We start from the raw sequence: 17,406 nt of genomic DNA on the forward strand, positions 1-17,406 counted from the left end.
GAGCGAGACGGAGCGGAGACTGGCCGGGCCGGCAACGGCTGCGCCGGCACTCTTTTCCGCAGCCGGGCATAGAGGCCCGGCTTTGCATCGCGAAGCAAAAGATCGCCGCCTCCGCCGTCCTCCGCCGCTGGCTCCGGCCGCCGTGACCGGCGGTGCAGTCCCGGCCAGCCCCCGCTTTCCCGTCGCTCGCGAAGGCCGCGAGAGGCGCGGCCCACGCCGAACAGGAGACGATCCAATGACCGCCGAGACCACCGAACCAATGGCCAACTCCGCAACTGCGGCTGTACTCGAGGAATTGCAGCTTTATGGCTATCGGCCTTTCGCCGACGAACCCGACCCGAGACCCTTGCCCGAAGCCGACGCCCTCCAGGGTGCGATAGCCGACATCTTCGACGCGCTCGCCGACACGCTGGAAGACACGCGTCTCGAACCGGATCTCGAAGACCTGCTCTGGTCCGTGACCAACCTGTTTCATCGCACAGCAGCCCGCGTCGACCGCGACCTCGACGACAATGAGCAGGCCCAGAAACGATCGCAACGCGAACAGGACGGCTCGGAAGTACGCTCCGTCGAACTTGAAGCCCTGACGGCTCAGGGCGTCACGCTGATCGAGCGGCGGAACGCTTACGAGCTCATGCGCGATGTCGCCGCCGACCACTTCGAGACCCATATCGGCCAGACCTGGCGTCCGCATTCGGGATCGCGGATCAGCCACCGCACGCTGACCGCGGCCATGATCGACAGCCGAGACTATCTGACGGCGAAGCGTCGCGCCGAGATCGAACCGCTTCTGCCGACCGGACCACGGGTCGCGTTTTCCGGCGGGCTCGACGTCACCGACCATCGGGCCATCTGGGATGCGCTGGACCGTGTGAAAGCCAAGCACGTCGACATGGTGCTCCTGCATGGCGGCTCGCCCAAAGGCGCCGAGAAGATCGCCGCCTGCTGGGCCGATAACCGCAAATGCCAGCAGATCGTCTTCAAGCCGGACTGGAAGCGCCACGGCAAGGCGGCGCCGTTCAAGCGCAACGACGCGCTTCTTGAGGCGATGCCCATCGGCCTCATCCTCTTTCCGGGCTCCGGGATCACCGACAATCTCGCCGACAAGGCCAAGAAACTCGGCGTCCCGCTCTTCGATTTCAGGCCGAAGAAAAACACTGCGCAGGCAGCGTGATGCCTAGGATGCATCACCTGATGCGCACGCCGGAAGGTTCCGGCGCGCGCCGCTTTGCGCTATGCTTCGAAAAGCGCCGTGGCGGTTGGTGGAGGCGCTCCATCCATGAAGGAGACCGCCCATGTTTCTGTCCGCATTGCTGAGCGTTGTCGGCCTCGGCTTTCTCTGCTGGCTGTTATTCAGCCTGGCGGTCTATGCGCTTCCGTTCTTCGTCGCCGTCACTGTCGGCTACTATGCGTTTGAAAACGGCGCGGGGCCGATCAGCGCCATCGCCGTCGCCCTGGTCGCCGGTGCCGTCGCTCTTATCCTCGGGCAAGTCGCGTTCGCCACGATCCGGTCACCGACCATCCGCCTGGCGATCGGTGCGCTCTATGCCTTGCCGGCGGGGCTGGCCGGCTTTCACGCGGTCAAAGGGCTCTCTGAGACCGGCGGCGCAGGCGAGGCGCGGACCCTCATCTTCGCGAGCATCGGTGCGATCATCGTCGGCGCGACGGCATGGGTGCGCATCGCATCCCTTGCAGGATCGGAGACGCAGTCCGGCGGCGTCGACTCGCATCATGCTGGATACGCGGCCCGAGAAGGCTGAGTCGCTCAGGCCAATCTAACGTGTCGCTCTGCGATCAAGGCGCATCCGAGCGGATACCGGAGTCGCGCCTGGCGCATTTCGCGGGCATTTCCGCGCGTTGACAGAACAGGCCTAATCCGGCTCTTAGCGCGCGAAGCCGGGATGAAGCGATCTCGTTCAACCCTCACCGGCCTGATCCCATCTCTCTATCTGAAACCATGTTGATCGCTCATCGCCAGACGCATGTTGCCGGCAATTCTCGGTCATCGTTGGCCACTGACAAACTTCTCCTGAGCCTCATCACCCACGCCCATCACGGCCTCTCATGGACTGATCTGGCCGGGAACGGCTGACGCCTCGACCGCCTTGGCCGCAACGGCGGAGGCGAACTTTCTTCCCCTGGGCTCCGCCCATTCCTCGCGGAACAAGAAACTCCGCCTCCGCCGTCCTCCGCTTGCGCTGCAGGTCCCATGGACTGCGTCGGCGGTCGTCCCGGCCGTGTCGATCACCATCGAGGCCGCGAAGGGCGCGGGCTCGGAAGCCAAAAGGAGAACTGACATGGCCACCATCGGAACCTTCAAGAAGTCCGCCAACGAATTCGTCGGCGAAATTGTCACCCTCAGCGTTCAGGCGAAGAATGTCCGGATCATCCGGGAAGAGGATCGCGTGAACGACAACGCCCCCAGCCACCGCGTCTTCGTCGGCCGAGCCGAGATCGGCGCCGCCTGGTCCAAACGCTCAAACGAAGGCCGCGACTATCTGAGCCTCAAGCTCGACGATCCGAGCTTCACCGCTCCGATTTACGCCAACCTCTTCGACGACACCGTCATCGAGGGCGAAGAGAGCTACAGCCTCATCTGGTCGCGGTCCCGTCGCCAGAACGGCGACTAACGCTTTCGACAGCCCTGCCCGGTCTTGCCGAGCGGGGCTGTCATCATGCCTTTCGGCTCTTTCGCTGATCGTCCAGAAACGCCGCCGGTTTGACGTCGAGCGCTTCGGCCACATGCCAGAGCGTGATGATCGTCACATTTTGCTGGCCACGCTCCATCGCGCTTATATGCGCACGGTCAACGCCCATCCTGTCCGCCAGAGCGGCTTGGCTCAGACCGGCTTTCTCTCGAAAAAACTGAAGGTTCGCGCCGAAAACTTCCCGAATATCCATCCGCCAGTAAAATGCGGATCGCGTATTTTAATGCGACGTATTATAATACGCGACACTGGAGCTGGCCCGTCGGGCTGCTCGCAGCCAGGACTGGAAGTTTCAACCGGCCGGCGCTTGCGCATTTCATGGTTTCCGGTTCATTAATAAATCGCGCCAGACCCGCAAGGACACCGATGCCCGCCACCCAGCTCACGATCGCCGACACCCCGCCGAACGACGCGGCCGTAACCGTCTATGACCGTGATCACTTCGCGCTTTACATGCGGCTTCTCGACGCGAACGACGCTGGCGCATCGCTAGAAGAAGTGTCGTCGCTTCTACTCGGCATTGATGCGGATGAGGAACCGGAACGCGCCCGCCGTGTCCATGACAGTCACCTGTCACGCGCTCGCTGGATGACCGAGCAAGGTTATCGAGACCTTCTGAAGAATGGCCTTCCCACAGGCTGAGAAGTGCGCTGATGCGTCCAACGCATCACACGATGCCTGCGGCCATACTATGCAATCGCAGATTTATTGAGAAACATCCCAAACAACTGATGCTGCTCCACATTTCGGCGCGTGATTGGGAGGAGTTCGCCATGCCGACCGACTGGCGCGACGATCACCAATACGATCATTTCGATGATCTCGGCATTTCCGGACTGGCCTGGGAATGCCTTCGGCGGAACTTGCACTATCGCGAGGACTATGACCTGATGCGGGAGGGCGGCGGCGCTCCAGCCGACTGGGGGTTACGATTTCCCTGCAGATCCAAAGCTCAATGCGCTCAACGCACCGATCTACTGGCTCCCATCCGCTGCGCCTGCCGTGGTCCAACTCATCGCCGTTCTGCCGGACATCGGCTTAACCACATCCATACCTCCCGAACATATCGTGGATCGCAAGATCGACGGCGACGGGTTGTCATGGATTCGGCTGAAATATGGTGTCAATCTTGTCGGCGATCAGGTCGGTGATCGGCCTGTTGGCCTCCTACTTCCGCTCGATGACGACTGGCCCGTTCGGCTCGCCGCTGCTGATCGACTGTATCACCAACTTATCGATCGCGCTGCCGATCCGCCAATCACGCGGCAGCGACGCAACCGCCTGAAACGCGCCCTGCGAACAATTGACGGACGCCAGAGCGGCGCCAGCTATCGCGCCGTCGCCACAGTTTTCTTTGGCGCCGATCGCGTGGCCGCTGAACCCTGGAAAACGAGCTCGCTTAAGGCGCAAATTGCACGTCTCGCCATGCACGGCCGAAGAATGATCGATCACGGCTACCGCCAGCTTCTTAAGGGCACATACCACTGAAACTGCTGCTATCTAACAGCGCATGTGTCATTCGAGAAGTTTCCGTTATGTTCATCGGATGATTCAACCTTCGCCAACACTCGACTCAAGCCTCCCGAGGATTATGGGACGCACGCGCCGGCTACCATCCCAGCAACGGGCTGTCTTCGACCAAATTTTTCACAGTGGCGGCGGCTATGTCCTCGATTTCTCCGACCGAACCATGGCTGAGTGGTTTGAGGAGAATTTCGACATTCAGATTTTCCAACAACGCTTCCAAGTGGAAGGCGCCAGCAAAGGCAAGACACTCCGAGGATTTGTCGAGGTCGCCGAACCGCGCCTCGTCGCCCAAGTTCTCCGCGTCTTGTGGGCGTATCGCTGCGGTCTCGACGGATATGTGGAGACCGATCCTGCCAAGGAAGAGCGCCTGAAAGCATGGCTTGAACAGTTCACGAACGAGTTGGAAAACGCGTCTGCGCTTAACCTCGACGACGCATTCAAGGACTTCTCACGCGACACCACGCTTCCCAAACTGCGTGCGTCCATCGCCGCTGATCTTGTCGCAGAGAAGCCCGATGTCGCGCTGGACCGTGTGCATACCTATTGCGTCAAACGCTTCCGCGATCTGCTCGCATCGCGCAGTCAGGCCGTCGATGCAAAGACCCCACTCGACGCCATATTCGGCGCATACGGCAAGGCGTTGCGTGATGAAGGCGCCGTCAGTGAGTTCGCGCTGCCAACGCTGCGCGTCCAGCACAAACTGTTCGACGGTCTGAACCAGGCGCGCAACAAGCGCTCTTTCGCCCATGACAATGAGCTCCTCGACGTCTCGGAAGCGCAATTCATCATCGACAGTGTCCTCGCATCGCTTGCGTTTATCGAACGCATCGAAGCTTCCCGGCGGGCGCCGGCCGCGGACCTGGACGACGAAATCCCGTTCTGATCGAGTCTGACGAAACACCGATACCGCCGATCATTTGGGGTGACGTTTTCTGTCCGCTCTGATCGTCATCCCTCCCGGCGCGCATCTTACGCTTTTCTCGTCTCCGACAGTCCCGCGCTTCCCGCAGCGGGATGGCCTAACCGGAGACGCGACCCATGCCCGATCCCAATGCCGGACTTCCCCCACGCTATTTAAGAACGCCTGAAGCGGCCCGTTTTCTCGGCCTTTCGGGGCGGACGCTCGAAAAACATCGCACCTACGGCACGGGACCGCGCTACTCGAAGATCGGCGGGCGTGTCGTCTACGCGATCGAGGATTTGCAAGCCTGGGTCAGCCGCGGGGAGAAGAGCTCGACCTCGGATGACACCGGCGACGAAGTCCTGCCGGCCAAGCGGCATGCCGCGATCTCGCCCGCCTATGCGCGGAAGGCCCGCTCATGAGCGGCGGCACCACAGCCGAGCTCGTCTGGATCGAGAAGCAGGTCGAGCACTGGATTCGTTTCGGCCGGATCGTCCGGACAACGATCCAGAGCCGCAGTCGCAGCACCGTCAATTTCGGCCCCGGCGCCGTCTTCGCCTTCGTCCGCTGGCAAGCGAATGAGTTTGGCACAGCGGAAAGCCGGATCGACATCCTGCGCGCGCCGCGAGCTGGTGAACCCTATGCGACCGTGCCGCAGGTGACGCCCGGCGGCGATAGTCTGCTGCGCCTATCTGGCTGGCCCAAGGTCGAACGGGTTCTCCAGATCATCGATGCGATTGAAGCCCTCGGCATCGACCCGGCGGACGCCGCGCCGGACTACTGGCGTCACGCCCACAACAGACTGTCTGTGGGCATGGAGCCGCGCTGTTACACCGCCGCTCAACATCGCGCCTGGCTCCTGCGCCAAACCTGTCCGCCCGATCCACAGAGGCGGCGCGCCGCGTCGGCGGGGAGCGCGTCATGACTAGGTTCGGTTACGTCATGTCGACTTATTTCTCGGTGCTGGCGATCGGCGGACTGGCCTTCGTCCATGTAAGCCCCAAGCTGATCTGGAACGCCTCCGCGAGCGCGCCCATCGGCCTCTACGCCGTTGCTTCGGATGATGACCTATCCGTCGGGGATCTTGTCGTTGTCGATCCGCCGAAATCGCTTGCGATCTATCTCGACGAGCGCGGCTATCTGCCCGAAGGCGTGCCTCTTCTCAAGCATATCGCCGCGCTTCCCGGACAGCGTGTCTGCCGTGATGGCGCCGCTGTCACTGTCGACGACATCACCGTGGCGCAGGCGCAGCCAAGCGACCGCCTCGGCCGAGATCTGCCCGTTTGGCAGGGCTGCCACATCGTCGCCAAGACGGAACTCTTCCTCCTGAATCCCAGCCATCCCGACAGTCTCGACGGTCGCTATTTCGGCGCGCTCCCGGCGGACGCCGTGATCGGACGCGCCGTTCCGATCCTCACCGATGAAGACGGCGACGACCGCTATGTCTGGCGCGCCGATCGCGACGCCGACGCTCTTCCAAATTCATCCGACCGCAAATGAAAGGAACTTCCCTATGGCTCAGATCGGTCAATTCACCCGCACGGACACTGGCTTCACCGGACGCCTTCACACGCTCATTTTCTACCGAGAACTCACGCTCGTTCCTGCAACGCCATCAGACAGCGAAAACGCGCCCGACTATCGCATCCATCACGGCGATGACGACGGACCGGAGATCGGCGCCGGCTGGAAACGCACCGGCGAGAAGGCCGGCGAATACATCTCTTTGCAGATCGACGACCCGACCTTTGCGTTTCCGATCCGCGCCAATCTTTTCAAAACCGATGCAGAAGACGGACATTGGGCGCTCTATTGGAATCGCCCCGCAAAGCGTCCCGAGAAACGCGATGAGCGCGGCTAGACCGTCTCGGCGCTGCGCGACGATGGCGAAGTTCCTCCTCTGCGGTCTGCTCTCCGGCGTGGTTGTCTCTCACGCCGTATCAGCAGAAACCGCGTCGTCCGGGACGGAACAGGGCGGCAATTTCTATGCTGCCTATGTCGCCGAAGCTGCGCAGCGATTCGGCATCCCGGCGCATTGGATCCTCGCCGTCATCCGCAAGGAAAGCGCCGGCGATGCACACGCCGTAAGTCCTGAGAAAGGCGCGATGGGACTGATGCAGATCATGCCCCGCACATGGGATGAGCTGCGCGCGCGGTACGGTCTGGGGCGCGATCCGTTCGATCCTCGCGACAACATTCTCGCGGGCGCCGCTTATCTTCGCGAATTGCATGACCGCTTTGGATCGCCGGGCTTCCTCGCCGCCTACAACGCGGGACCGACACGCTATGCCGAGCATCAAGCAACGGATCGCCCGCTGCCCAGAGAAACCCGCGACTATGTGGCCACGCTGGCGCCGCTTATCGGCGCATCGGTTGCAGCGGAACGGCATGAACAGAGTGCGGTTCTGACCGTAGACTGGCGCGCGGCGCCGCTCTTCACCGCGCATACTGATCGGCAGACGGTTGCTGACGAAACGCACCCGAGCAGCGGTGCAGATGCATATCCTCCGCACACATCGGGCGCTTCGGACAGCCTATTCCCACCACATGGAAACGGGGATCGGCGATGATCCCGCTGATCGCATTCCCGCGCAGTCCGTCGCGCTATGGCGTGTTTCCGGGAGGAAGGACGGGGACGGACGGCGCAACAACAAAGGGAGGGCGAGATAAAAGGCGCGGCACAGAGGCGTGCTATGTCGTTGTTGTTGTTGGGTATTTTGCCCGCTGCGGCCATGGGCGCAGTGCCGCCACACAGCTCAATTCCTTGTTTTTACGTGGATTTCGCAGTGCCGCGCACTTTCGGGCGGGCATTTTGTCATGAGCGACCGCGACAATGATCTTCGCATCCGGCCCGGCCGTATCCGCAATAACGGGACAAGCGTCCGCAAGGCGCAGAGCTTCGTCGGCCAGGTCATGGGCGCCGCCCGCAAGGCCGGACACACCGGATACAAGCTGGGCGGTTCGAAGGGGCCTGGTCGAGCCTCGAAGTTCGGGCGTGGCAGATTCGCCGGTGCGGCGCGCGGACTGTCGCGCACCCAGCGGCGCGTCGTCGTCAAGGCGCGGATCGTCCGCCATCGCGGCGCACGTTTCCGTTCCGCGCCGCTCGCCAAACACATCGCCTATCTCAAGCGTGAAGGCGTGACCCGTGACGGTCGCGACGCAGGCATGTTCAACGCCGATGCAGATAGCGTCGATGATCGCGCCTTCGCCGAGCGATGCGAAGAGGATCGGCATCATTTCCGCTTCATCGTCTCGCCCGAAGACGCCGACCGCCTTGAAGACCTGCGCGCCTACACGCGCGACCTGATGAACGAGGCCGAGCGCGATCTCGGCACGAAGCTCGACTGGATCGGCGTCGATCACTGGAACACTGACAATCCGCACATCCATGTTCTCGTGCGTGGCCGCGCCGACGATGGGAAAGACCTCGTTATCGCCCGCGACTATATCAGCCGGGGATTCCGCAGCCGCGCCGAGCAACTGGTCGAACTGGAGCTCGGCCCGCGCACCGAACAGGAGATCGCAGCCGGGTTGCAGGTGGAGGTGAAAGCCGAACGCTGGACGGGTCTTGACCGCGCGCTCCAGGGGCTTGCCGATGACGGCGCCGGGGTTGCCGATCTGCGTCCCGGCTCCCCGGAACCGCGCGATCCGGAATTGCGCAAACTGCTGATCGGTCGCGCGCAGACACTGGAACGGCTCGGCCTGGCGGACAGGCTCGCTCCCGCTATGTGGTCGCTGAAGCCTGGCGCTCAACAGACGTTGCGCGACATCGCCGAGCGCGGTGACATCATCAAGACCATGCACCGCGCCATGGCGGGCGGGCCTGACCGGGCGCAAACGGACTTCGCGATCGAGGAAAAGCCTCACGCCCCGGTACTGGGAAGGCTCGTCGAACGCGGTCTTCATGACGAACTCACTGGCGAAGCCTATGCCGTGATCGACGCGGTGGACGGCCGGGTCCATCATCTGCGCTTCAGCGATCTCGACGCCACGGGCGACACGCCCGAAGGCGGGGTCGTCGAAACGCGGCTCTGGCGTTCTGACGATGGCGGCCGTCAGCGCATGGCCCTTGTCGGGCGTTCCGACCTCGACCTCGAAACCCAGATCGGCGCGAACGGCGCGACCTGGCTCGACCGACTGCAACTCGCCAAGGCCCAAGCGCCGCTCAGCATGAGCGGCTTCGGCGCCGATGTTCGCGAAGCGCTCGACCGACGCGCCGATCATCTTGTCGCCGAGGGGCTCGCGACAAAAAACGGACGACGCGTCACCTTCGCCCGCGATCTCCTGAAGACATTACGCGAACGAGAACTCGACGCAGCGGCGGCGCGCGTCGAAGCCGAGACCGGTTTGCCTCGCAGAAATTCTGCAGAAGGCGATCGCATCTCGGGAACCTACCGCCAGCGTCTCGATCTCGCCTCAGGCCGTTTCGCCATGGTCGATAACGGCCTCGGCTTCGAACTCGTCCCATGGAAACCCCAGCTCGAACGCCATCTCGGCCAGACCGTGATGGGAACGATAACGCCCGGTGGCGGAATCGACTGGAGCCTTGGCCGCAAGCGCGGGCTTGGCATCTAAGCAGTACCCCGGAAGGAAAAGACATGCCGATCAAGACACAGCCAACACAAGCCACCAAAATCCTCTGGGGCCAGATCATCATCGTCTCGCTCGTTGTGGTCGGTTTCATCTGGGCCGCGACACAGTGGACCGCATGGCGGCTCGGCTTTCAGCCTCAGCTCGGCGCGCCCGCGACGGACATTCTTGGATGGCCGATCTATCCGCCCTGGAGCTTCTTCGTCTGGTGGTATTTCTACGACGCCTATGCGCCGCGTGTGTTCGTCGAAGGCGCGATCATTGCCGGCAGCGGCGGGATCGCCGCGATCGGTGTCGCGATTTTCCTCTCCGTCCTCCGGGCTCGCGAGGCGCGCGACGTGACTACCTATGGCTCAGCACGGTGGGCGGAACGGAGGGATGTTGAGTCCTGCGGGCTGCTCGCTGCAGACGGCGTCGTGCTCGGCCGCTTCGAAAACCACTACCTCCGCCATGACGGCCCGGAACATGTGCTCTGCTTCGCGCCGACCCGCAGCGGAAAGGGGGTTGGCCTCGTCGTGCCGAGTCTGTTGACCTGGCCGGGCTCGGCCATCGTTCATGACATCAAGGGTGAGAACTGGCAGCTCACGGCCGGGTGGCGGGCACGGTTCACCCGCACGATCCTGTTTGATCCGACCGACGCAAAGAGCGCGGCCTACAATCCGCTGCTCGAAGTCCGGCGCGGCGACAGCGAAGTACGTGACGTCCAGAACGTCGCTGACATCCTTGTCGATCCGGAAGGCCTGCTCGAACGCCGGAACCATTGGGAGAAAACCAGTCATTCACTGCTCGTCGGCGCGATCCTGCATGTCCTCTACGCCGAGGCTGACAAGACGCTCGCCGGCGTCGCCGCCTTCCTCTCCGATCCGGGCCGACCGATCGAGGCGACGCTTGCGGCGATGATGCGCACCCCGCATCTGGGCGACCGACCGCACCCCGTTGTGGCGCAAGCCGCGCGTGAACTCCTCAACAAGTCGGAAAACGAGCGTTCGGGCGTCCTGTCTACGGCGATGAGTTTTCTCGGTCTCTATCGCGATCCCGTCGTCGCCAAGGTCACCAGCCGCTGCGACTGGCGGATCAGGGATCTGGTCTCTGGCGCACGGCCGACCACACTCTATCTTGTCGTGCCGCCCTCCGACATCAGCCGCACCAAGCCGCTGGTCCGCCTCGTGCTGAACCAGATCGGACGCAGGCTGACAGAGGAGTTGAACGCCAATCGTAAGCGCCATCGCCTGTTGCTCCTGCTCGACGAGTTTCCGGCGCTCGGGCGGCTCGATTTCTTCGAGAGCCAACTCGCTTTCATGGCCGGGTATGGGCTCAAGGCATTCCTCATTGCCCAGTCCCTCAATCAGATCGAGAAGGCCTACGGTCAGAACAACGCCATCCTCGATAACTGCCATGTCCGGGTGAGCTTCGCGACGAATGACGAGCGTACCGCCAAGCGCGTGTCCGACGCCCTCGGCACGGCGACCGAGATGCGGGCGATGAAGAACTATGCCGGGCACAGACTGTCACCCTGGCTCGGCCACCTCATGGTCTCCCGGCAGGAGACCGCGCGGCCTTTGCTGACGCCCGGCGAGATCATGCAATTGCCGCCGGATGACGAGATCGTGCTCGTCTCCGGTGCGCCGCCGATCCGGGGGAAGAAGGCGCGCTACTATGCCGACCCGCAGCTCAAGACACGCATCCTATCACCACCGGAACTGTTGGCCGAACCGACCGTATCGGAAGAGTTGCAGACGGATGATTGGAGCGGCCGGGCGCCCATCGCCGCACCCAAGCCCGGGAAGAAGACATCCGGGCATGGAAGCGAAGACGCCGATGGCGGCATACGCCGCGAGCCCGAACTGCCCGAACATGAAGACATCGCGCCCGAGCCGACACCCTCGGCACGTGAAGAGTTCGTGGGGCTCGACGACGAGCCGGATGACGACGCGCAGCGCGCCCGCCAAATGCAGGGTCGCTTCCGGAGCATCGCCCGGCAGGCCTCGCTCGACCCCGAAGACGGAATCGATCTTTGAGACCCGCCATGAAGAAGGACCGACTCAACGTGTATTTCGATCCGTCGCTGTCGCCCGAGCTCGACGCTCTTGCGGCGCGTCGCAAGGTCTCGAAGTCGCAAATCGTCGAGGCAGCGCTGGCCTCCTATCTCTCGCCCGACGCCGCCGATCAGCGCGAGGCTGCCATCACGCGGCGCCTCGACCGGCTAACCCGCGCCGTCGAACGGCTGGAGCGCAACCAGACCATCTGCACAGAGGCGCTGGCGTTGTTCGTCCGGTTCTGGCTCACCACAACCCCGCCGCTGCCCGACACGATGCGCGAGGCTGCGCAGGCGAAGGGTCGAGAGCGTTATGACGGCTTTGTGGAGACGCTCGGCCGGCGGCTCGCCAAGGGGAACACCTTAGAGAAGGAGGTGGTGCGGGACATAGGAACCGACGTGCCGAAGCAATAACCAGCCAAGCGCGGTGTTCATTGAAAAATGAGGGACGCAACGAGTCGCACTTCGGTGCAGTACGGTGCGCCAAATAGACTGAACCATTGCCCCCTTGCGAGACGGGTCCCGCAAAGAATTCCGCCGCAAGAACCGGATATTATCCGCAAACGTCTCGTGTCATTCAGTCCTTGAATCAACGCCAAGGAGACGCGCGATGGAACTTAAGGACAAGACGATTATCATTACCGGTGCGAGCAGCGGAATCGGCGCAGCGGCGGCGATTCTGTTCGCCGCGGAAGGCGCCCATGTCGTGCTGGGCGCACGACGTGGGTCCGAACTCGACAAAATTGCCGATCAGATCAGCCACAAGGGCGGCAAGGCGGTGACCCTAGCCGGTGATGTGAATGACGAGCAGTATTCCAAGGCGTTGGTCGATCTGGCGCAAAGCGAATTTGGTGCGCTCAATGGCGCGTTCAACAATGCCGGAATTCTTGGTGAAATGGGGCCGATCCCCGACATGTCCGCCGACAGCTGGAACACGGTGATTTCCACTAATCTCACCAGCGCCTTTTTCGCCAGCAAGTATCAGATCCCGGCGATGGAGCAGAATGGCGGCGGCTCGATCGTGTTTACGTCTTCATTCGTCGGTTACTCCAATTCCGGCATGCCGGGCATGGGCGCTTATGCCGCTTCCAAAGCGGGCCTGATTGGCCTCACATTGTCGCTCGCCGCTCAACATGGACAGCAGAAGATCCGGGTCAACGCCCTTCTCCCCGGAGGTACGAAGACACCAGCGACCGGAGATGACGCAAGTGTGCACGAATTCTTCGCCACATTACACGAACTCAAGCGAATGGCGGAACCCACTGAAATCGCGCAGTCCGCGTTGTTTCTTCTTTCTGATCGAGCAAGCTTCGTGACCGGAAGCGCGGTGAACGCCGATGGGGGAGCTTCCAGCCGCCTTGTCTGATTGCGCGATCTGCAGCCCCACGCCATAGACAAGTTGGACAAGCATCTGCGATGCAACCTGATCTGTTCGACACCGGCAGCGCGTCAGGTGTAGATTTGGCTGACGGAGTGATGATCCTGCGCGGCTTGGCGCGCGTGCAGGATCACACGATTCAGGCAATCCTTCAGCAAATCACGATGCGATCGCCGTTCCGTCACATGGTCACATCCGGCGGACATCGAATGTCCGTCGCCATGACCAATTGTGGGCGATTCGGCTGGGTCTCGGACAGATCGGGATATCGCTATGCCTCAGTTGATCCGGAAAGCGGAAAGCCTTGGCCTGCCATGCCTGATGAACTATTGAACCTCGCAAGGACCGCGGCGTCCATTGCGGGTTATGACGCGTTCGATCCGGATGCTTGCCTGATTAATCGCTATCGCCCTGGGGCGAAGCTTTCGCTTCATCAGGATAAGAACGAAGCCGATTTCGGGCAACCAATCGTTTCCGTATCCTTGGGACTTCCAGCCATCTTTCTGTTTGGAGGGCCACACAGGAACAACCCCGTCCGGAAAATCCCACTCCATCATGGTGACGTCGTGGTTTGGGGAGGTCCCGCGCGCCTCTGCTTTCATGGCGTCAACGCCCTGAAAGCGGGGATACACCCGTTGCTTGGCGAACAGCGGATCAACCTGACCTTCCGCAAAGCAATTTGAGCGCAAGAAACGGAGTTCGTGGCTACCGTCTATCGGTTAAGATGGATGCAAATAAGGATGCGTAGCCAAGGAGGCACCCATGCGCGCGAATACGCAAATTGCAGTAGATGACCAGCGCTGGCGGGCCGTATTGGAGCGCGATACTCAAACGCTGCCCTTTTTTGTCTATGCGGTCATCACGACTGGGGTCTATTGTCTTGTCGACTGCCCCTCTCGCCGACCGCTGGCGAAGAACGTCGCCTTCTTCTCTTCATGCGCCGAGGCGGAAGGAGCAGGATTTCGCGCTTGCAAGCGCTGTCGGCCCAACGATGTATCACCTCGTGCGGATGTCGTGAAAGCGGTCGAAGCTTCGTGCGAGGCCATCCGCACTGCGGAGGTGGAACCGAGCCTGGAGCAACTCGCCAAGGCGAGCGGCATGAGCGCGTTCCATTTCCAGAGGACCTTCAAATCGGTGACGGGCGTAACCCCAAAAGCCTTCGCGCGCGCGCACCGTATGGAACAGGTTCGCCAGAACCTGGGGAGTGATCAGTCCACCGTGACGGCGGCGATATACGATGCCGGGTTCAATTCCAGCAGCCGATTTTATGAGAACGCGACGCGAGCCCTGGGGATGACCCCGTCGACCTATCGGAACGGCGGCGCTGGCGTGCGCATCCTGTTCGCGGTCGGAGAATGCACGCTTGGGTCGGTGCTAGTTGCGTGCAGCAAGGTTGGCGTCTGCGCGATCTTGCTGGGAGATGATCCCGAGCCTCTTCTCGAAGACCTTCAGGCGCGCTTCCCGAACGCCGACCTGGTGGGCGGCGACGAGGCTTTCGAAACGCTTGTTGCGATGGTGGTTGGATTCGTGGACGCGCCGAACAATGGACTCGGCCTTCCGCTCGACATTCGCGGTACCGCTTTTCAGGAACGGGTGTGGCAAGCCTTGCGAGACATACCGGCCGGCGAAACGGCAAGCTACCGCGACATTGCCGAAAGGATCGGTTCGCCAACGTCTCATCGCGCTGTCGCGCAGGCCTGCGGGGCCAACAACCTCGCTGTCGCTATCCCCTGTCACAGGGTGGTGCGTTCTGATGGCGGACTGTCAGGCTATCGCTGGGGTATTGATCGCAAAAAACAGCTGCTTGAGATGGAAATGGCTGGATGACGACCGCGACCACTACCCTTCGAACGGGCGCTATCGATACGAGCAGCCTGAAAAAGGATCTGGACGCGTTTGGCTACAGCCAGATTGACGAATTGTTGACCGCACAGGTATGCTCTGATGTCGCCAGCCTTTACCCATCGGACGCATCGTTTCGCAGTCATGTCCACATGGCACGGCACGGTTTCGGCAAGGGCGAATACAAATACTTTGCCTATCCATTGCCCCAAGTGATCGCCTCACTGAGGGAAGAGCTTTACCCGTTGCTGGCGCCACGAATGGAACGCCCGTATGGGCATCGATACGCACTATCCGGCGGAACATGACGCATATCTGAACCTTTGCCGCGCCGCAGGGCAGACCCGTCCGACGCCATTGCTGCTCCAATATGGCGAAGGGGATTACAATTGCCTGCACCAGGATGTTTACGGCGATCTTGTTTTCCCGCTTCAGGTCGCCATCCTACTATCGCGCCCCGGGACAGATTTTTTCGGCGGCGAATTCGTCCTGACAGAACAGCGCCCGCGCATGCAAAGCCGCGCAGAAGTCGTGCCTCTTAGACAAGGCGATGCGGTTATTTTTCCCGTGCGTCACCGACCAGTGCGGGGATCGCGCGGCGACTATCGTGTGAACATGCGCCATGGTGTCAGCCGTCTTCGCTGTGGCACTCGGCACACGCTCGGAATCATCTTCCACGATGCCACCTGAACGGACATCTATGGGTCGGCCCGTTGGCTGGCATAATGACAGTCTTCGATTCTTCCTGCCGTTGCGCGCCACGCCACTACTACGCCTTCAAGACTGTTGCCGATGAGCCTTTAACGGTCTTCTTGATCGATCCCGTAACCAATTGCGGGGCCGCCAATGACCGTCCACACATTCAAATCTGAAGCTCTCACCCGTGGCGCGCGCATGCTCAGGACCGCGCTCGGTACCAGTGTCGCTGCTTGGCTCGAAGACGCTGGCGTTGTCGAGGTCATGCTCAATCCTGACGGGCGGCTTTGGGTGGACCGGCTGAGCGAAGGCCTAGCCGACACCGGCGAAGAGCTTTCCGCCGCTGACGGCGAACGTATCGTCCGTTTGGTCGCGCACCATGTCGGCGCCGAAGTCCATGCCGGGTCCCCGCGCGTATCCGCAGAGCTGCCGGGAACAGGGGAGCGGTTCGAAGGGCTGCTACCGCCTGTCGTCGCCGCACCCGTCTTCGCGATCCGCAAGCCGGCTGTCGCCGTCTTCACACTCGAAGACTATGTCGCCGCGGGGATCATGCCAGAAACAGCGGCAACGGCATTGTGCGAAGCTATTGCGTCGCGTGCCAATATCCTCGTCGCCGGCGGCACCTCGACCGGCAAGACCACACTCACCAACGCCCTGCTGGCGGAAGTCGCCAAATCCTCCGACCGCGTCGTGCTGATCGAGGATACGCGCGAACTCCAATGTTTGACGCCGAACCTGGTCGCGCTGCGGACCAAGGATGGCGTTGCGTCACTCTCCGATCTCGTTCGCTCCTCCCTCCGCCTTCGTCCTGACCGCATCCCCATCGGCGAGGTGCGCGGCGCCGAGGCGCTCGATCTTTTGAAAGCCTGGGGCACCGGCCATCCGGGCGGGATCGGCACCATCCATGCCGGATCGGCTCTCGGCGCACTGCGCCGGCTCGAACAGCTCATTCAGGAAGCCGTCGTCACCGTGCCACGCGCGATGATCGCCGAGACCATCGACCTGATCGCCGTCCTCTCCGGACGTGGACCGGTGCGCAGGCTTTCAGAGCTCGCACACGTCGAGGGCCTCGATGCGACCGGAGACTACCAGATCCAACCGCTTCTTCACCCCCACACAGGAGACCATCCATGACCAAAACCACGATCCTCTATCCGCGCTGGCCATTCTACGCCACGGCCCTCGCATTCAGCCTTCTGCTTGTCGCGCCCGCCCATGCGGCGGGATCGGGCATGCCCTGGGAAGCGCCGCTCCAGTCTATCCTGGAATCCATCGAAGGGCCGGTCGCCAAGATCGTCGCGGTGATCATCATCATCGTCACGGGACTGACCCTCGCCTTCGGCGACACCTCCGGCGGCTTCCGGCGCCTCGTGCAGATCGTCTTCGGCCTCTCCATCGCCTTCGCGGCATCGAGCTTCTTCCTGTCCTTCTTCTCCTTCGGCGGCGGGGCGCTGATCTGATGCGGGACGAGGCCGACATTCCGGGCTTTCACGCGCCCGTTCACCGTGCGCTCGTTGAGCCGATCCTGCTTGGCGGCGCGCCACGCACGATCGCCATCGCCAACGGCACGCTCGCAGCCGCCGTCGGACTTGGGCTCAGGCTCTGGGCGATCGGGATCGCGCTCTGGCTCGTCGGCCATCTCCTCGCGGTCTGGGCCGCAAAGCGCGACGCTCAGTTCGTCGACGTCGCCCGGCGTCATCTCCGTTTCCCAACCTGGTTCGGAGTCTGA

Annotated in this window: 23 protein-coding genes and 1 pseudogene; 22 read left to right on the forward strand and 2 right to left on the reverse strand. The window is 62.2% G+C overall.

The annotated features are described in order from the left end of the window. Positions 1 to 235 precede the first annotated feature (235 nt). The 3 genes from CFA77_RS01985 to CFA77_RS01995 all read left to right on the forward strand — a co-directional run bounded on the left by CFA77_RS01985 (position 236) and on the right by CFA77_RS01995 (position 2,630). Positions 236 to 1,174, forward strand: coding sequence for a DUF2493 domain-containing protein (locus CFA77_RS01985; protein ID WP_206992033.1), 939 nt, complete (start codon positions 236 to 238; stop codon positions 1,172 to 1,174). A 121-nt stretch (positions 1,175 to 1,295) separates the two neighbouring features. Beyond that, complete coding sequence (locus tag CFA77_RS01990; protein WP_206992034.1) at positions 1,296 to 1,760, forward strand: hypothetical protein; 465 nt, start codon at positions 1,296 to 1,298, stop codon at positions 1,758 to 1,760. Between the two features lie 537 nt (positions 1,761 to 2,297). Further along, positions 2,298 to 2,630 (forward strand): DUF736 domain-containing protein, encoded by a 333-nt coding sequence (locus CFA77_RS01995; RefSeq protein WP_206992035.1) that lies wholly within the window; start codon positions 2,298 to 2,300, stop codon positions 2,628 to 2,630. 43 nt (positions 2,631 to 2,673) lie between these two features. Here the strand turns inward: CFA77_RS01995 and CFA77_RS02000 are convergent, their stop codons facing one another. After that, complete coding sequence (locus CFA77_RS02000) at positions 2,674 to 2,901, reverse strand: helix-turn-helix domain-containing protein (RefSeq protein ID WP_206992036.1); 228 nt, start codon at positions 2,899 to 2,901, stop codon at positions 2,674 to 2,676. Positions 2,902 to 3,074: 173 nt separating this feature from the next. Between CFA77_RS02000 and CFA77_RS02005 the strand changes: the two genes are divergently transcribed. Further along, positions 3,075 to 3,350, forward strand: coding sequence for a DNA -binding domain-containing protein (locus CFA77_RS02005; RefSeq protein WP_206992037.1), 276 nt, complete (start codon positions 3,075 to 3,077; stop codon positions 3,348 to 3,350). 47 nt (positions 3,351 to 3,397) lie between these two features. On the opposite strand, the gene CFA77_RS02010 is transcribed toward CFA77_RS02005, so the two are convergent. After that, positions 3,398 to 3,577, reverse strand: a complete 180-nt coding sequence (locus tag CFA77_RS02010) for a hypothetical protein (RefSeq protein ID WP_206992038.1) — start codon at positions 3,575 to 3,577, stop codon at positions 3,398 to 3,400. On the opposite strand from CFA77_RS02010, the gene CFA77_RS17260 reads away from it, so the two are divergent. The 18 genes and pseudogenes from CFA77_RS17260 (at position 3,545) to CFA77_RS02100 (ending at position 17,406) form a co-directional block, all read left to right on the forward strand. Then, complete coding sequence (locus CFA77_RS17260; protein WP_371822985.1) at positions 3,545 to 3,859, forward strand: transcriptional regulator domain-containing protein; 315 nt, start codon at positions 3,545 to 3,547, stop codon at positions 3,857 to 3,859. The two genes, CFA77_RS02010 and CFA77_RS17260, sit on opposite strands and share 33 nt — an antisense overlap. Continuing rightward, on the forward strand, positions 3,777 to 4,196 hold the full coding sequence (locus CFA77_RS02015; RefSeq protein ID WP_371822967.1) for a DUF2285 domain-containing protein: 420 nt from the start codon (positions 3,777 to 3,779) through the stop codon (positions 4,194 to 4,196). The genes CFA77_RS17260 and CFA77_RS02015 overlap by 83 nt, the downstream gene beginning before the upstream one ends. Positions 4,197 to 4,299: 103 nt before the next feature. Next, complete coding sequence (locus tag CFA77_RS02020) at positions 4,300 to 5,118, forward strand: abortive infection family protein (protein ID WP_206992039.1); 819 nt, start codon at positions 4,300 to 4,302, stop codon at positions 5,116 to 5,118. Between the two features lie 155 nt (positions 5,119 to 5,273). Next, positions 5,274 to 5,558 carry an AlpA family transcriptional regulator gene (locus CFA77_RS02025; RefSeq protein WP_206992040.1) on the forward strand — a complete coding sequence of 95 codons (285 nt, stop codon included), beginning with the start codon at positions 5,274 to 5,276 and terminating at the stop codon, positions 5,556 to 5,558. After that, positions 5,555 to 6,061 (forward strand): DUF2840 domain-containing protein, encoded by a 507-nt coding sequence (locus CFA77_RS02030; RefSeq protein WP_206992041.1) that lies wholly within the window; start codon positions 5,555 to 5,557, stop codon positions 6,059 to 6,061. Before CFA77_RS02025 ends, CFA77_RS02030 begins: the two co-directional genes overlap by 4 nt. Continuing rightward, on the forward strand, positions 6,058 to 6,636 hold the full coding sequence (locus CFA77_RS02035; RefSeq protein WP_206992042.1) for a S26 family signal peptidase: 579 nt from the start codon (positions 6,058 to 6,060) through the stop codon (positions 6,634 to 6,636). The genes CFA77_RS02030 and CFA77_RS02035 overlap by 4 nt, the downstream gene beginning before the upstream one ends. A gap of 13 nt (positions 6,637 to 6,649) precedes the next feature. Continuing rightward, complete coding sequence (locus CFA77_RS02040) at positions 6,650 to 6,997, forward strand: DUF736 domain-containing protein (RefSeq protein WP_206992043.1); 348 nt, start codon at positions 6,650 to 6,652, stop codon at positions 6,995 to 6,997. A 22-nt stretch (positions 6,998 to 7,019) separates the two neighbouring features. Then, positions 7,020 to 7,706 carry a lytic transglycosylase domain-containing protein gene (locus tag CFA77_RS02045; RefSeq protein ID WP_206992044.1) on the forward strand — a complete coding sequence of 229 codons (687 nt, stop codon included), beginning with the start codon at positions 7,020 to 7,022 and terminating at the stop codon, positions 7,704 to 7,706. A gap of 247 nt (positions 7,707 to 7,953) precedes the next feature. Beyond that, positions 7,954 to 9,711, forward strand: a complete 1,758-nt coding sequence (locus tag CFA77_RS02050; RefSeq protein WP_206992045.1) for a DUF3363 domain-containing protein — start codon at positions 7,954 to 7,956, stop codon at positions 9,709 to 9,711. A 23-nt stretch (positions 9,712 to 9,734) separates the two neighbouring features. Continuing rightward, complete coding sequence (locus CFA77_RS02055; protein ID WP_206992046.1) at positions 9,735 to 11,744, forward strand: conjugal transfer protein TraG; 2,010 nt, start codon at positions 9,735 to 9,737, stop codon at positions 11,742 to 11,744. A gap of 8 nt (positions 11,745 to 11,752) precedes the next feature. Continuing rightward, positions 11,753 to 12,175, forward strand: a complete 423-nt coding sequence (locus CFA77_RS02060; protein ID WP_206992047.1) for a CopG family transcriptional regulator — start codon at positions 11,753 to 11,755, stop codon at positions 12,173 to 12,175. A 196-nt stretch (positions 12,176 to 12,371) separates the two neighbouring features. Then, positions 12,372 to 13,127, forward strand: a complete 756-nt coding sequence (locus tag CFA77_RS02065; RefSeq protein ID WP_206992048.1) for an SDR family oxidoreductase — start codon at positions 12,372 to 12,374, stop codon at positions 13,125 to 13,127. A 50-nt stretch (positions 13,128 to 13,177) separates the two neighbouring features. Then, a complete protein-coding gene (alkB, locus tag CFA77_RS02070; RefSeq protein ID WP_206992049.1) occupies positions 13,178 to 13,822 on the forward strand; it encodes a DNA oxidative demethylase AlkB in 645 nt (214 codons plus the stop codon). Between the two features lie 79 nt (positions 13,823 to 13,901). Beyond that, positions 13,902 to 14,966 carry a bifunctional DNA-binding transcriptional regulator/O6-methylguanine-DNA methyltransferase Ada gene (ada, locus tag CFA77_RS02075; protein ID WP_206992050.1) on the forward strand — a complete coding sequence of 355 codons (1,065 nt, stop codon included), beginning with the start codon at positions 13,902 to 13,904 and terminating at the stop codon, positions 14,964 to 14,966. Beyond that, positions 14,963 to 15,671 (forward strand): annotated as a pseudogene (locus CFA77_RS02085) (2OG-Fe(II) oxygenase). Before ada ends, CFA77_RS02085 begins: the two are co-directional and overlap by 4 nt. A gap of 156 nt (positions 15,672 to 15,827) precedes the next feature. Beyond that, positions 15,828 to 16,811 (forward strand): P-type conjugative transfer ATPase TrbB, encoded by a 984-nt coding sequence (gene trbB, locus CFA77_RS02090; RefSeq protein ID WP_206992053.1) that lies wholly within the window; start codon positions 15,828 to 15,830, stop codon positions 16,809 to 16,811. Continuing rightward, the gene (locus tag CFA77_RS02095; RefSeq protein ID WP_051599995.1) at positions 16,808 to 17,137 is read left to right on the forward strand and encodes a TrbC/VirB2 family protein; all 330 of its coding nucleotides are present in this window, start codon (positions 16,808 to 16,810) and stop codon (positions 17,135 to 17,137) included. The genes trbB and CFA77_RS02095 overlap by 4 nt, the downstream gene beginning before the upstream one ends. Further along, positions 17,137 to 17,406, forward strand: coding sequence for a VirB3 family type IV secretion system protein (locus CFA77_RS02100; protein ID WP_206992054.1), 270 nt, complete (start codon positions 17,137 to 17,139; stop codon positions 17,404 to 17,406). The genes CFA77_RS02095 and CFA77_RS02100 overlap by 1 nt, the downstream gene beginning before the upstream one ends.

The sequence above is a fragment of the Hyphomonas sp. KY3 genome (assembly GCF_017309975.1).
Taxonomy (GTDB): Bacteria; Pseudomonadota; Alphaproteobacteria; order Caulobacterales; family Hyphomonadaceae; genus Hyphomonas.

Bases quoted from the DNA above. Each gene is read 5' to 3' on its own strand.
- CFA77_RS01985 (WP_206992033.1), top strand. From the start codon at position 236: ATGACCGCCGAGACCACCGAACCAATGGCCAACTCCGCAACTGCGGCT.
- CFA77_RS01990 (WP_206992034.1), top strand. From the start codon at position 1,296: ATGTTTCTGTCCGCATTGCTGAGCGTTGTCGGCCTCGGCTTTCTCTGC.
- CFA77_RS01995 (WP_206992035.1), top strand. From the start codon at position 2,298: ATGGCCACCATCGGAACCTTCAAGAAGTCCGCCAACGAATTCGTCGGC.
- CFA77_RS02000 (WP_206992036.1), bottom strand. From the start codon at position 2,901: ATGGATATTCGGGAAGTTTTCGGCGCGAACCTTCAGTTTTTTCGAGAG.
- CFA77_RS02005 (WP_206992037.1), top strand. From the start codon at position 3,075: ATGCCCGCCACCCAGCTCACGATCGCCGACACCCCGCCGAACGACGCG.
- CFA77_RS02020 (WP_206992039.1), top strand. From the start codon at position 4,300: ATGGGACGCACGCGCCGGCTACCATCCCAGCAACGGGCTGTCTTCGAC.
- CFA77_RS02025 (WP_206992040.1), top strand. From the start codon at position 5,274: ATGCCCGATCCCAATGCCGGACTTCCCCCACGCTATTTAAGAACGCCT.
- CFA77_RS02030 (WP_206992041.1), top strand. From the start codon at position 5,555: ATGAGCGGCGGCACCACAGCCGAGCTCGTCTGGATCGAGAAGCAGGTC.
- CFA77_RS02035 (WP_206992042.1), top strand. From the start codon at position 6,058: ATGACTAGGTTCGGTTACGTCATGTCGACTTATTTCTCGGTGCTGGCG.
- CFA77_RS02040 (WP_206992043.1), top strand. From the start codon at position 6,650: ATGGCTCAGATCGGTCAATTCACCCGCACGGACACTGGCTTCACCGGA.
- CFA77_RS02045 (WP_206992044.1), top strand. From the start codon at position 7,020: ATGGCGAAGTTCCTCCTCTGCGGTCTGCTCTCCGGCGTGGTTGTCTCT.
- CFA77_RS02050 (WP_206992045.1), top strand. From the start codon at position 7,954: ATGAGCGACCGCGACAATGATCTTCGCATCCGGCCCGGCCGTATCCGC.
- CFA77_RS02055 (WP_206992046.1), top strand. From the start codon at position 9,735: ATGCCGATCAAGACACAGCCAACACAAGCCACCAAAATCCTCTGGGGC.
- CFA77_RS02060 (WP_206992047.1), top strand. From the start codon at position 11,753: ATGAAGAAGGACCGACTCAACGTGTATTTCGATCCGTCGCTGTCGCCC.
- CFA77_RS02065 (WP_206992048.1), top strand. From the start codon at position 12,372: ATGGAACTTAAGGACAAGACGATTATCATTACCGGTGCGAGCAGCGGA.
- alkB (WP_206992049.1), top strand. From the start codon at position 13,178: ATGCAACCTGATCTGTTCGACACCGGCAGCGCGTCAGGTGTAGATTTG.
- ada (WP_206992050.1), top strand. From the start codon at position 13,902: ATGCGCGCGAATACGCAAATTGCAGTAGATGACCAGCGCTGGCGGGCC.
- trbB (WP_206992053.1), top strand. From the start codon at position 15,828: ATGACCGTCCACACATTCAAATCTGAAGCTCTCACCCGTGGCGCGCGC.
- CFA77_RS02095 (WP_051599995.1), top strand. From the start codon at position 16,808: ATGACCAAAACCACGATCCTCTATCCGCGCTGGCCATTCTACGCCACG.
- CFA77_RS02100 (WP_206992054.1), top strand. From the start codon at position 17,137: ATGCGGGACGAGGCCGACATTCCGGGCTTTCACGCGCCCGTTCACCGT.